The organism is Corynebacterium diphtheriae (assembly GCF_001457455.1).
Lineage (GTDB): Bacteria > Actinomycetota > Actinomycetes > Mycobacteriales > Mycobacteriaceae > Corynebacterium > Corynebacterium diphtheriae.
The window spans coordinates 2,103,530-2,117,562 of the sequence record NZ_LN831026.1 but is presented as its reverse complement, the minus strand read 5'-3'; the positions used below and the strand labels follow the sequence as shown (position 1 = coordinate 2,117,562).

6 protein-coding genes are annotated in these 14,033 nt (G+C 58.3%); 2 read left to right on the top strand and 4 right to left on the bottom strand.

All coding sequences use genetic code 11. The features are described 5' to 3' along the window. Positions 1-17: 17 nt before the first annotated feature. Positions 18-1,784, top strand: a complete 1,767-nt coding sequence (locus tag AT687_RS10100) for an ABC transporter ATP-binding protein (protein WP_014319405.1) — start codon at positions 18-20, stop codon at positions 1,782-1,784. Beyond that, on the top strand, positions 1,784-3,508 hold the full coding sequence (locus tag AT687_RS10095; RefSeq protein ID WP_014303363.1) for an ABC transporter ATP-binding protein: 1,725 nt from the start codon (positions 1,784-1,786) through the stop codon (positions 3,506-3,508). The genes AT687_RS10100 and AT687_RS10095 overlap by 1 nt, the downstream gene beginning before the upstream one ends. Before the next feature lie 3 nt (positions 3,509-3,511). On the opposite strand, the gene AT687_RS10090 is transcribed toward AT687_RS10095, so the two are convergent. From AT687_RS10090 to AT687_RS10075, 4 genes are all read right to left on the bottom strand, one after another. After that, on the bottom strand, positions 3,512-4,972 hold the full coding sequence (locus AT687_RS10090) for an ABC transporter ATP-binding protein (protein WP_227917020.1): 1,461 nt from the start codon (positions 4,970-4,972) through the stop codon (positions 3,512-3,514). Positions 4,973-4,986: 14 nt separating this feature from the next. After that, positions 4,987-5,841: an energy-coupling factor transporter transmembrane component T gene (locus AT687_RS10085; protein ID WP_227917022.1), complete on the bottom strand. Its 855-nt coding sequence runs from the start codon at positions 5,839-5,841 to the stop codon at positions 4,987-4,989. Continuing rightward, complete coding sequence (locus AT687_RS10080; RefSeq protein ID WP_014319404.1) at positions 5,733-6,359, bottom strand: MptD family putative ECF transporter S component; 627 nt, start codon at positions 6,357-6,359, stop codon at positions 5,733-5,735. The genes AT687_RS10085 and AT687_RS10080 overlap by 109 nt, the downstream gene beginning before the upstream one ends. A 91-nt stretch (positions 6,360-6,450) precedes the next feature. Beyond that, entirely contained in the window at positions 6,451-14,022 is a 7,572-nt protein-coding gene (locus AT687_RS10075) for a non-ribosomal peptide synthetase (protein ID WP_014319403.1), read from the bottom strand. Positions 14,023-14,033 lie beyond the last annotated feature (11 nt).

Sequence of the window (14,033 nt, the reverse complement as noted above, 5' to 3'; positions counted from 1 at the left end):
TAAGTAAAGAGGCCCCGATGACCGAACAAAAACCACCCATTACATTTAGGCAAATATCTCAACCTGCCCACCGGCAGATCACGGTGTCGCTGCTATTGGCGGTGCTGGCGGCGTTTTTGTCGCTGGTGCCGGTAATCGTGCTGGTTGAGCTGGTGCGCACCGTAATGCTGTCCTTCCAGGGAGAGCCGATAGATGCGTCAAAGCTGTGGCTGCTAGTCGCGGCGCTCATGGTGGCCACCGTCCTACATGGACAGGCAACCGTGAAGAGCCTCCAGGTAAGCCACCAGGCCGACGGCCTTTTGGGCGAGCACTTACGCCAGCAGCAGATTACCAAGCTGGGTAGGCTCCCGCTGTCTTGGTTTACGCGGACACCTTCGGGGACTGTGAAAACCTACATCGAAGACGACGTCACCAAGATCCACCAGCTCATCGCCCACGCGCCGCACGATTATTCGGCCGGTGTACTCGTACCGCTATTGAGCCTGGGATACATGTTCGTGGTGGACTGGCGGATAGGCCTGCTGGGCCTGGTACCACTGCTGTTGGCAGTGGCCACCATGCCGTTTATGATGCGCGAGTTTCAAGAAAAGGCGGAGAAATTTAAGTCCAGCCAGAAGCAGCTAGACGCCGCCGTCGTAGAGTTGGTGCGCGGCATCCCGGTTATCAAGGTGTTTGTTCCGGAAGGCTACGACGAGAGCATTTTCCTTAGTCGTTCCCGGAGTTTTGGTGGGTTCTATCGCGAGTGGTTGCACGCCACCGTACACCCCACCGCTTTGATGAAGATCTTCACCTCCACCGGGTTTGGCCTGCTGGTGGTAGCCGCGGCCAGCCCGTGGCTCATCACGTCTGCGGGCGTACCAGTGGCCGATGTGCTGGCAGCGTTTTTGCTCATCAACAACATCGCCGCGCCTCTGCTTATGCTTTCGCGCACTAACATCATGTTTTCGGAGGCGAAGGCTGCCGCGGCGGATCTCACCGAGTTCTTCAACATCCCGGTATTGCCGCCCGCTGCTGGCGGCAGGGAGCCTGCAAACGCCGGAATTGAGTTGAAAGATTTAAGCTTCTCCTACGTGCCGGACACCCCGGTGCTTTCCGGCATTAACCAAAAACTTACCGCCGGCAGCATCACTGCGGTGGTGGGACCTTCCGGCTCGGGGAAGTCCACGTTAGCCGCGCTCATCCCCCGGCTATTAGACCCCACGGAGGGGTCGGTGCGCATTGGTGGCGTCCCTAGTACTGATCTCCGATCTGACCAGCTCTACCGCAGGGTAGGGTTCGTCTTCCAGGACCCTTACCTTATGCGGATGAGCGTGCGGGATAACATTCGCCTCGCTCACCCGGAGGCCACCGACGCAGACGTGGTTCGCGCCGCCCGCGCCGCCCAGATTCATGAGCGCATTACCCATCTGCCGCGCGGCTACGACTCGGTGGTGGGAGAGGACGCGCAGCTTTCCGGTGGCGAGCAGCAGCGGCTGGCTATTGCCCGATCCATCTTGCTCGACGCGCCGATCCTCGTGTTGGATGAGGCCACCGCTTTTGCGGATCCGGACTCCGAGGCCGCGATCCAGCGGGCCATTACCGAGCTGGTGGCCGGGCGCACGCTAGTAGTTATCGCACACCGGCTCCACACGATCACCGGCGCTGACCGGATCCTCATGCTGGAAAACGGTGAGGTCACCGAAGCAGGCACTCACGAAGAGTTAGTGGCGGCAGGCAAGGGCTACACCACGATGTGGGCACGCTACCAAACCGCGCAGGCGGGCATCCAAGGGGAGGAAAAATAATGATCCGCACGCTCTATTCACTGGGCAGTCCGGCTGATCGTCGCCGTCTGGTGCTGGTCCTTACGCTAATTGGGATTTCCGCGGTGGCGTTGGCCATTGGCCTTATCCTCATTGCACTGTTTTTGGACACGCTGTTTAGCGAAGATCCCGCGCAGGCCGCAGCATGGTTGCCCTGGATCATTATCTCCGTCCTCGTCTACGCCGCCGCAGACTGGCCCACTGAGGTTATTGCCCAGGACCTGGGGCATGATTACGTGCTGCGCATCCACCGGCTTATCGCCGACCGCACGGCACAGCTACCCCTGGGCTATTTTGAAGAAGATCGCGCCGGCCAGATCGGTGTTGTAGCCACCAGCGGTGCGCTGTTTGCCGCTAACGCGCCGGCAATGATGCTGCGGCCCATGCTGCACGGTGCTGCCTCGGCCGGTTTGGCTTGCGTGTTTCTCATCGCCGTGGACTGGCGGCTGGGGCTGGTTACCGTTGCAGTGGCTGCCGTGGTGTGGTTCGCCTATAACCGCCTAATGCGGCAGTACCGCGTGGCAGAGCGCCAGAAGGGCGAGCGCAACGAGCACGGCGCCGCGGAGGTGCTGGAGTTCGCCCAGGTGCAGCCGGTGCTGCGCATGGCTGGGCCGGATTCGCTGGGGGAGCGCGCCGTGCGCGCCTCGATTCGAGAGCAGCTTAGCGCCCAGCAGCACACCCAGAAGACAGGTGAGATGATCATGGGTCGTCTGGCTTTAATCATCATGGTCGGTACCGTGGTCATTGATGCCCTGGCCACCGTGCTACTTCTCAACCACTGGCTAGAAGCAGGCACCTACATTGGCGTCATTGTGTTGGTGTTCATCCTGGCTCGCGTTGCTATGTCGGGCATACCCTACGGCGAGGGCTTGGAATCCGCGCGCAATACCTTAGATGAGATCCAAAAGATCCTCGATGCGCGGGTGTTGCCGGAGCCTGCGGTTCCGGCGGCGCCACGCGACTATGGCATCGAGTTCGATGGGGTGGGCTTTGGCTACGAACCCAACACCCCAGTGGTCCGCGACGTGAGTTTCCGCGTGGCGCCCGGAACTACTACTGCGTTGGTGGGTCCCAGCGGCTGCGGCAAGAGCACCTTGCTAAAACTTGCGGCACGCTTCTATGACGTTGACCAGGGGACCATCCGTATCGGTGGTGTGGATATTCGCGATCTTGGCTCCCGGGCGGTGTTGGATTCGCTGGCTATGGTGTTCCAATACGTGTACCTCTTCGAGGACACACTGTATGAAAACATCCGCCTGGGCTGCCACAATGCAACGCGGGAGGAGGTGCTCCGCGCAGCGGAGTTGGCCGGTGTCACCGAGATTGCCCGGCAGCTGCCGCAGGGGTTTGACACCCTGATTAGCGAGGGCGGGCAGAATCTCTCCGGTGGTGAGCGTCAGCGTGTCTCCATCGCTCGTGCGCTACTGAAGGACGCGCGGATCGTGCTGCTTGATGAGGCGACTAGCTCTCTAGACGTGCAGAATGAGCACCTTGTGATGCGCGGTATGAAAACGCTTTCTGCCGAGCGCACCATCGTCGTCATTGCGCACCGGCTGCACACCATCCGCGACGCGGACCAGATTGTGATGATGAGTCCCTCCGGCACCGTGGAGTCTATCGGCAACCACGAGGAACTCATGGAGAGTTCCCCACGCTACCGCAGCTTCTGGGGTGAAAAGAGCGACGCCACCAGCTGGAAGCTGTAGGGACTAGCTGTCGCGGCCGCGTAGATACCGCACCGTGCGCGCCAGTGCGAGATCATCGCACGGTTCGCAGGCGGTAAGGCGGCCTTTTTCCACGCGCAGGAGAAGATCGCAGCACCGCGCCACCAGCTCCATGTCATGGGTTACTACCAAAACGGTCTTGCCCTGCCGGGCTAGGGCGTCTAGCAGGTGGGCCACCCGGTGCATGCGGCACAGGTCCAGCCCGCTGGTGGGTTCATCGAAGACGATTACCTCGCGCTCACTTAGGACTGCTGAGGCGATGGCCACGCGCTGGCGTTCGCCGCCTGAAAGCGACATCGGGTGCCGGGCCCGCTTGTCCGCGAGATCAAGTGCACCAAGCACCTCGGTAAGGCGCGCTTCGTTTTTCCCATCCGGTCCACTGGTGCCGATGATTACGTCGGACTCCACGCTCTCCCCGAAAAGCTGGTGGTTTACGTCCTGCATTACTAAATAGGACTGGCGCAGGCGCTGCCGGGGACCCGAGAGCGAGCGGTTATTGATGTCCACCACGCCGGTGGCCTTAGATTCCAGGCCAGTCAGAACGCGCACAAAGGTAGATTTTCCGGCCCCGTTGCGTCCTACCACGCCGATGACTTGTCCTTGCGGCAACTCCGTGTGGCTGATGCTCAGGGATGGCTCTGTAGCCTTGGGGTAGGTGAACTGTAGCTTTTTGAGCACCATCGTGCCACTTGAAGGGCGTGGCTCGCGGGTCACCTCGGGGACCTGCTGCGCTGAGCGCAAGCCCATGCGGTACAGTTCGGCCTTGTCTAGGGTGCGAAACTCCGAGCCGCTGAGATCATGAGCGATCTGCCCGTCCTGCATAACCAGCACTCGGTCCACGATGTCAACTAGGTAGGAAAGCCGATGCTCAGCGATCAGGACGGTGCGGCCCTGTGTCTTCCACTGCGCGACGATGCGGCGCAGCTCATCGACGGCGGCGAGGTCGAGATTTGATGATGGTTCGTCTAGTAGTAGTACCTGTGGGTGCATCGCGGCCACTGAAGCGCATGCTATTTTTTGTTTCTGGCCGCCGGAAAGTGTGAACAGGTGCCGGTCGAGGAGATGAACCATGCCGAAATCTGCGGAAAGTTCCCCAATACGCTGTCGAATCTCGTTGGGCGCCACGCCGAGGTTTTCGCAGCCAAAGGCGAGTTCGCTGGCTACTTCCAGCGTGAAAAATTGCGACTTGGGGTTTTGGAACACTGAGCCTACGCGTTCGGCGATGTCGTGTGGGTGGGCATGAGTGATGTCTTCGTCGTCCAGCAGCACCTCCCCCGAAATCTGGGCGTCGCAGAACGTGTGCGCCACGCCGTTTATCAGGCGTAGCAGGCTGGACTTACCGCAGCCTGATTCGCCACACACTAGAACTAGTTCGCCCTTCGCCACGGTGAGATTTACGTGGTGCAGCACCGGCTCCGCTGTGTTTTGACCATAGGATAGTGACACATCGTGCAGCTTTATCACGGCAGCATCACTATATTTACCAGTAGTAGGATCAGGGACACGACGAGCACGCTTATGACTATTGCGTCGCCTACGCGGAAGCCTATCTCGCACAGCGTGGTTCGTCGGCGAGGCGAGCCCAATCCGCGGGTCACTGCAGACATAGCCAGCTCGTTGCCGATGCTCACAACGGACGCCAACAGTGGCACAAAGCGGTATTCGAGCATAGCGATCGGGTTGCGCAGGCCCGAGATGCCACGCATCTGCATGGCGGTGCGGATATCGCGGTATTCCTCGAGAATCGTCGGGAAGAACCGGAACATGATGGACGTGGGGATGGTCAGGGCGTCGGGGCTCCGCATGCGCTGCATCGCGGCCATGAATTCGCTGGCCGAGACGGTGCGTAGTAGGTACCAGCAGCACGTGATGCCAGGGAGGATGAGCGAAAGCCCTGCGAACCACGTAGCGCACACGTCCACGATGATGTGGCGCTCGGGCAGGGCCTGTACCACCACCGCAGGAAAGCCGGCGAGCACCGCGAAGGTGAGTGCGTATCGCAGTGCAGCGGCCACCATGCCGGAGGCGAGGAAAAGTGCCCCGGGAACGGCAATGAGCATCCACCGGGCGGTGCTGCCCAGCGCCCCACTGGACCCGGCCGGTGAGATGAGCACCGAGGACACCACGAGGATGACCAGCACCGTGGTGCGTGGGTCCAGATGGAGTCCCGCTGTGTGCGTGCCTGATCCGGGCAAAGTGGGCGACATCAGGCGATTCCTGCTCGCTGGAAGTGCTTGGTGAAGATGCGCCGGCCGAGGATCCCGCCGAGGATCCCGCAGACGAAGGTTATTATCACAATGATGAGGAATAGCCAAGTCATCTGGCCAATAGAGGTGAGGCCATCCGCGAAACTAGCACCATATTTGGTCTGCATGCCGCTGCTCTCTATGTAGCGCCGAGTGGTGAAGAAAAGCGGAATATATGATGCGGTGGGTGACACTGCTATAAAGGCATAGGCGATCACACTGTGTATTGCGCTCGTATACTTGCCGGCGCGCAAAATTAACTCGGCAAACACGGCCATGACCAAGCTGAGCAGCAGTGGCCATATGCCTAAACCAAGCAGCAGGCTGGCGAGGCCGCTGAGAAGAAGGAATATGAAGACCATGCCGGGCTTGTGCACCTTGGCCAAGAACAGCATCATCGGGATGCCCAGGATGAGGGCCTGAACGCTGGTGATCATCACGTAGGTGATGGGGGTGATGCCGATGAAGGCGATGACCACGCCGGCTACCAAGTTGATGACGAAGAAGATGCCGATGTTCATCAGGTCGGTGATGTTCAGCCGTCCTGCTTTTGCATCTTTCGGGGTGGTGTGGGGAGTACTGGGCATGATGTTTCCTTTCAGATTAGGCTGCTTGTGCGTAGCACTGGGTTGGGGGCAAGTGGCTTGTCAGGTGAGTGAAACAGGTGTGGCATGAACTCTAAATTTCGCCTTCTTCTACGTCGCTGCCGACGATGTCGGCGATCAGGTCGGACAATTCTCGGACCGTTGGATGGTTGAATACGTCACGTATGGAGATCTCTACTGACATTTCTCGACGAATCGAGTTAGTAAGCCGCACGGCCGTGAGCGAGTCGGCACCGATGGTGAAGAAGTCATCGTCGATGCTGATCTCCTTGGGCCCGAGGAGTTCTTGCAAGATGGTAATGATACCCGAATCTCGGTGATTACGAGAGCGTTCCCTTGTTTGTGGTTGTTCAAAGGTTTTTCCTTCTAAACTCTTGCGATCAATCTTGCCGTTCCAAGACCGTGGTAGCCCATCAATGCGTGATATCACGCGTGGACGCATATAGGCAGGGAGAGACTCGGCGAGGTGGTTATTGAGTGCTGCCATGTTAAAGCCCTCATGCGTAACAACGTAGAGAACAATGCCATGGTCGTTGACAGCGACGCAATCGCGGAGTTCGTTGAATTTTCGTGCTGTTGACTCGATCTCACCGAGTTCGATGCGGTAGCCGTTGACCTTAACCTGACCGTCCTCGCGCCCCAGGAAGATGATGTGACCAAGGTGATTGTAGAGGGCCTTGTCGCCCGTGCGGTACATTCGTTCGCCGGTGCGGGGGTGGGTGATGAATGATGCTGCGGTCTTCTCTGGGTCCTTCCAGTACCCCATGGCCAGGCCACGTCCGGCAATGTAAAGGTCTCCCGGCACATGCGTGGGTCGGGGGTTCAGGGCCTCATCGAGGATGTACATTCGCTGATTTGCCAGCGGCGTTCCATAGGGAATGCTGGTACGCGAGGCATCATCGACGCCTACCTCGTACCAGTTTGACCATATCGATGCCTCGGTAGCACCCCCAGCAGCGAAAACTGTGCAGTCCCGGAAGAGGGTGCTGACCTGGTAAGCGATATTTACAGGTATCCAATCTCCGCTGAGTAGTGCCGACCGTACGGAGGAACCAATGAGGCTCCGTTCGCGGAGGTGTTCCACGTACATCGAAAAAAGTGCTGGCACAGAGTTCCACAGCGTCACCGAGTGCGTAGTTACGGCATCTGCCCAGCACTGCGGATCACGTTTGTCTGCTGGAGATGGCAACACCAAGGTAGCACCCCGCGCGAACATCCCGAAGATGTCGTATACCGATAGATCGAAGTTTAGCTCTGAAATCCCCAATATCCGGTCGGTCGGAGTCACCCCGAGGCGTTCGTTGACATCGACAATCGTATTGACCGCCGACTCGTGGGTGATGGCTACTCCTTTGGGAGTGCCCGTCGTACCAGACGTGTAGATGACGTACGCAAGCGAGCTGGGTGTCGGACTCGATTCGCTTAAGGCCTGGTCACCAGGCCGATGCCGGGCGACATCGGCCAGAGTGATGACTGTGCAGTGCTCGGCTAACGCAGCGAAATCATCGTCCGGATGGTCCATCGCAACAATGGATGCACCCGCATCGTTGATGATGGAAGTGTTACGCCCCACCGGTTGGTCCACGCTCAGCGGCAAGTAGGCGCATCCGGCCTTCATTGCGCCTAGTACCGCTGCGATCTGTTGTGCGGACTTTTCCATCATGATGCCAACGAGATCACCAGGCGCCGGGTCAGTTGCAGCAATAAGCTGGGCCCACTTATCCGACTGCTCATTGAGTTGCTCGTATGTCCATTGCGTGGTGGCGTCTATCACCGCGAGGTTGTCACCATGCTCGGCAAGTCCCTTCTGATACAGCCCCAGTAGGCTCTTATCCGCTCCGGGGAGTTCCCGGTCTGTGTCGTTGATTCGATCTGCGGTGGGCGCGTTGGTCGTCGGAGCTATGGTACTGGTGGGCGCGTTCCAGAGTTCAGGGGACTCTGCGAGGTGCGAGAGAGTGGCTGTAAGGCTGGTGAAAAGCTCCGCCACCATGTCGTCGGGGAAGATCGCCTCGACCGCGTCCATATTCAGCATCAGGCCACCATCGTGTTCATAGACCTGGAGGTCCATCCATACCTGTGGCGTCTGCGATAGGCCATGATCGATTACGCCCAGGTAAGGACTCTGATCTGACTCGGGGTGCTCCACGACGCCCAGGCCACACGTGAAGACCACCGGCATGGTTACCCGAGCACCGCGTTGCTTAGTAAGCATTCGCTGCACCGACACGCCGGAGACACTGCCGTGATCGAGATTGCTGAACATGCGCCTGTGTAGCGCTGCAGCGCGGTCCCGGAACGATGGTGCACACTGGGTATCCACGCTGAGAATAGATAGGCTGGTGAAGTCGCCAACTATGTGGTCAACCTCGGGGGCGAACCGAGTGCGGTCGAACCGGGTCAGGTTGATGCTAAGTCGCGGCTCATCGCTGTACCTCGCTAGGACTTCGGCGTATACCTCGGCTAGGAATACGGCTTCGGTCATCCCCTCCTCACGTACCCGTTGCTTAATCCGGCGCCACTTCGCAGCGTCCACCAGGGCGTGGTGGCGGCAAAACTGCGAGGTATTAGCGCCGTTTGTGTCGGTCACCGGCAACTGCGGTGCAGGATAAATAGTATCCACTGCCGATTCCCAATAGGCTTGGTCACGCTTATGGATGTCGCTGTGTGACAGTTCAATCGTGGCTTCGACATAGTCTTTAAATGAATAGGGGATTGCCGGATCGAGACTGTCTACGCCGTGGTCGTAGGCCTGCTTCCACTCACGGAAAATGTGGAACATGCTCCAGCCGTCGATAAACAAGTTATCGAAACTTAAAAGCAGTCGACCCGCGTCGGGCTCGGCTACGTAGCGCACGTCAAAGCATGGCCACTGAGTGGGATCAAACTTCTGGCGGGACATTTCCTCTCGGATTTCATCGAGAGTATCCTCATTGTCGGCGTTGCCGGAGCGAATGAGGGCAATGCGGTAGCGTGGTACTTCGGGCAACACACGCTGACTCAATCCGTCCTCACACACGACGGTGCGCAGCATGGGATGGCGTTTAATCAGGGCATTGAACGCGTCTTCCACTCGCTCCGGGGCTAGGCAAGCAGTGGACATTTCAAAGTAACAGTGGCTGGAAACGTCGCCGAGTTCGATGGCTCCAGAGCTGCCGATGAGATAGGACTGCTGCACCTCAGTCAGCGGGAACGGAGCGTACTGTTCAGACCCGTGAACAATCTTGGGAAGATCCGATTGCTGGTGGGGGACTTCGGCTATCTGGTCAATTCGGGCGGCCATGTCGCGCAGCAACGGAACGTCAAAGATATTCTCTAACGGAAATTCCACGCCAAAACACTGTTCGATGGTACGGCGCAGGCGTGTTGCTGTGAGAGAATCACCACCCAAGCGAAAGTAGTCTGAGTTCACGTTGGAGCTGGTGTGCAGCAGCTCATCCCAGATATCGATGAGCCGTTTCTCGGTGGCGGTGTGCGGAAGTTCGGTGACAGCGGGCTCGTTGTCGAAGTATTCCGGCACTAATGCTGTGAGCGCTTTGCGGTCAATCTTGCCGTTGCTGGTGAGTGGAAACTTCGCTAGCTCCAGGATGCGTTTCGGTAGCATGTACTCCGGAAGGCGGGTGGCCAGTAGGTTTGTAGCCTTGGCATAGTCAGAATCGCATAGTGTGACCGATTCGTTGGAACTAGCGCGTTCGGCGATGATAAGCGCCGTCGTTTTAGTGATCTCTACATGCTCTACAGGTTTCCACCCAGTGCGCTGCAGGATTTCTTTCCAGCTGCGGGCGCTGAGTAGTACTGTACCGGTTTCGGCCCGAGCGTCCGTGGTATTGTTGGCAATAAATGCGGCGGTGATATCGGACATCGGGGAGGGGGCAGTGGGCTCTACCACCACCATCGTTGCTCCAGGGGCGCTGAGGCCCCAGGCCTCACAGAGCGTTTTCTCGATGTCCTCGCTCTGGTGCAGCGTCTGGTTGCACAGCACCAAGTCCGCCTTCGTCACTGCCTCCCCAGGAGTCGGTTGGGGCGTGCTAGTGACTCCGAGCTGGCGGTACGTGAAGGTGTTACCAACACGTTGTCCGGCATGTTCGAGGTGATGACGATAGGGATCAGCGAGCACGTATGCGCTCGTCCCCGCGATAGCCGCGTAGTCCGCAGAGGCCTCGGGCCGGCGTGACCCGATCTCAAGAATCTTGAGCTCGCTGGTTGAGTGGGTACTGCATTCACGCACAACCGCGCCGAGGACCCGGTGAACCAACCGACCCAACGGACGGGTTGCGAGGAATTGCTCCACCGACATCGAATCTGGGCTTTGGATGAACTCAGCGATACTGCGCTGCTTCTCCGCCATTACGAAGGCTTGCTCGAAGGGGGTGACAAAACGCTCTAACGCGCCGAACGACTCGTCGTCTAGAAGCAAGTCTGCGGTAGCCGGGTGTTCATCTGCTTTGCCTAGCCATGTCTGCCAGCGATTACGGTGTTCGCGGAGGTGGTTTGGGGTCCCCACGCCGGTGAGTTGCTCCTCCCAGCGTCGCATCACTGAGAAGGCATATGCGGTCTGTAAATGCTCATCGTGCTCGACGGACGTGCGGATGTCGCCCTCGGTCAGCACGTCGTTGACTTTGGCGCGCAATGACGTCGCAAACTGCTCCGGAGTAGTTCGGGCAACATGTGACGGTGTGAACTGAGCAAACGTAACCAAAGATGGTGACGATGATGCACCTTGGTGCGTGATACACACGGCACGCTCTATTGGCAGCAACGCTTCACACGCGGACTCGATCTCGCCGAGTTCGATGCGGTGGCCACGAACTTTGACTTGGTTATCCGAGCGGCCTAAAAACTCGATCGTCCCATCGGCCCAGAACCGGCCCATATCGCCTGTGCGGTACCAACGTGAGTCCTCCGAGATTACGAACTTAGTTTCGGTGAGTCCGGGGTCGCCGACATATTGTGTAGCTACGCCCAGGCCGCCAATCCACAGCTCCCCCACAGAATAATCGGGACAGTCCTGGCCATTGCTGGACACCACCCGGTACATCTGTTTGGCAAGCGGCCGACCATAGGGAATTGAGGTCCACTCGGGTGACACTACATCGAGGTCGAGACCATTGGACCAGATAGATGCCTCCGTCGCACCGCCCATAGCTAATAGGTGTGCCTGCGGGGTAACCGTGCGCATGCGCTCAGGCAGGCTGGTATCAATCCAGTCGCCAGATAGCAGAACATGGCGTATGCTGCTGAGCTTGCCCGGTGTCCGATCAGCCGCAGATAAAAGCATCTCAAACAAAGTAGGCACCGAATTCCAGATAGTTATGCCTAAACTATCCACCAGCGATACCCACTTCTTGGCGTCGCGGCGCGCATCATCTGGGATGGTTACCAGTTCGCCGCCAGCAGAAAGGAGCCCGAAGGCGTCGTACACCGAGAGATCGAAATCAAAGGAAGATACGCTTAGTAGGCGGTCTGTCGGACCAACGCCCAGGCGACGGTTGATCTCGCTAATGGTGTTCCATGCAGCACCGTGGCAAATCTCGACTCCTTTTGGTGTTCCAGTGGTCCCAGAGGTGTAGATTACATAGGCCGGGTCTTGTGGATGCAGCTGCGGAAGATTGGCTGTGCCGGTAGCGCTCGTGAAATCTACTACCTGAACTGCAGTTTCGCTCAGAACCTTATCGGGTCGGTCAGTAATCAGATGCGTTACTTGGCTTGCCCCCAAGAGAGCGGCAATACGAGATTCCGGTTGCTGTAGACTCACCGGTACATATGCTCCGCCCGCCATCATCGCGGCTAGCGCACCAATAATCTGGCGAGGACCACGCTCCACCATCACTGCAATCAAAGCGCCTCGCCCAACCCCGGAATTCACCAAAGCAGAGGCGATGGTGGTGGCTTGCTCTTCCAAATCTTGGTAGGTAATAACGTCGCCGCTTGCACTGCGAATGGCCGTGGCCTGGGGGTGGCACCGTGCAGCGGCAATCACCTCATCGACAAGGGTGGTGTCAGGCAGCCGCCAAGAGGCAACTTCGGCACGTGACGCTCGACGGGCCTGCGCTCCTGGGCTCTCTACCGGGTCTGAATGCGAGAGATCGTCGGTGATTGCCTTGTCAATCTCCATCACTAGGGTGGCGAAGAGATCGTCCAGCATCTTCTCGGGGAACAACTGTTCAACTGCGTCGCAGACGATTAGGAAGCCGTTGACGGTGGTGAAGACTTGGAGGTCAATCCACACCTGGGGGGTCTGGGAGATCATGTAGCTAATCTCTCCGAAGGTATCTATAAACTCTTGGCCAACCAGTGGGTCTCCCAGGTTGCAGGAGAACACCACGGGAGCCAAAACTTGCTCACCTCTGGAAGCACGTAGGTCTCGCAGCACCCGCACCGCCGAATACTGTGAATGTGACGAATCCTCATAGAAAGAGGCCTGTATATCCTTGAGGTCCTCGCTGAAAGTGCGGCGTGTGGACTGATCGATACTGGTGAGTGTCAGGGCGGTAAAGTCTGCGACGACATTCTTTATCGCTGTGTCTGAACCGCGGTTGAACAGAGGTACGGCCATGAGGAATTTTTTATTCTCGCTCCATTGGCCGATGGTGCGGGCGTAGGCGGTCAGCAACACCATTGCTGGGGTAGTAGCGTGGTGTTCACACACCTCACGCAAGCGCGACCAAGTTGCCGAATCGAATGATCGACTGCGGCGTACAAACCGGTGTGCTTGTTCCTCGTTGGTGCCGTGGCTCATCGGCAAGGTTGGGGCACCCGGCAACTCGGAGAGGCGATTGCGCCAGTATGCCTGGTCACGGTCGATATCGGCGACGCCTTCGCGAGCGTGTCCAGCGAGGTAGCGAGCGAAACTCCACGACGGGTCGGCGTCGGGGGCTTCACCGGTGGCGTAATGGTGGGCGAGGTCGTGCAAGATAATTTGGAAACTCTGCACATCGCACACAAGCAGGTCGATATCGAAGTGAATAACTGCTACATCCTGAGGGAGGAGGCTGACTTCTAAAGATACCACATGGCCGGTAGCTATGTCCAACAGTCGGTGCGAAAGGCGTTCGCGCGTGGATAGCAGAGCTTCTTCGCGCGTGGACTCGTCCATCTTGGTGAGGTCATGAACGAGGATGGTGGGGTGGGGCGGCTCTGGCAGCACATATTGCTTGCCATCTTCGGTGTAGCAGGCGCGCAACATCGGGTGGGAACGTAGCAGCGTCAGCCAGCTTTGTTGCAATCGGTCGATATTGATACTGCGGGATTCGACCTCTACGTAGCCGTGGGTGCCCACCCCGCCCAGTTGCTGCGAGGAATTGCGGCCAATCCAATAGGCGTATTGGACATCTGTGAGGTCAAAGGGTACGGAATCGTCGATGGGAGCGGCAAACCCATCTTTGGGGGACTCAATGGCGTCAGTGCTGTGGTTTGGTGTGGATTCTACAAGCATCTTCGCCCACTGCCTTACCGTTGGGGCGCGCATGAAATCTCCAAAGGAGACGCGGTGTCCCTGTTTCATCCAATCAGCGAGCAGACGGACTGTTGGAAGTGACTCCAGGCCGTGGGAGAGCAGGTTGTCGTCGATGCCGATTTCGGCATCTTCGCCGAGGATCTGGTGGAGCGAGGCGAGGAGTTCTTCGCGAATTTGTTCCTCTTTGATCATGGTCTTGTCCT

Coding starts and splice junctions, on each gene's coding strand:
- AT687_RS10100 (WP_014319405.1), top strand. CDS start 18: ATGACCGAACAAAAACCACCCATTACATTTAGGCAAATATCTCAACCT.
- AT687_RS10095 (WP_014303363.1), top strand. CDS start 1,784: ATGATCCGCACGCTCTATTCACTGGGCAGTCCGGCTGATCGTCGCCGT.
- AT687_RS10080 (WP_014319404.1), bottom strand. CDS start 6,359: ATGCCCAGTACTCCCCACACCACCCCGAAAGATGCAAAAGCAGGACGG.
- AT687_RS10075 (WP_014319403.1), bottom strand. CDS start 14,022: ATGATCAAAGAGGAACAAATTCGCGAAGAACTCCTCGCCTCGCTCCAC.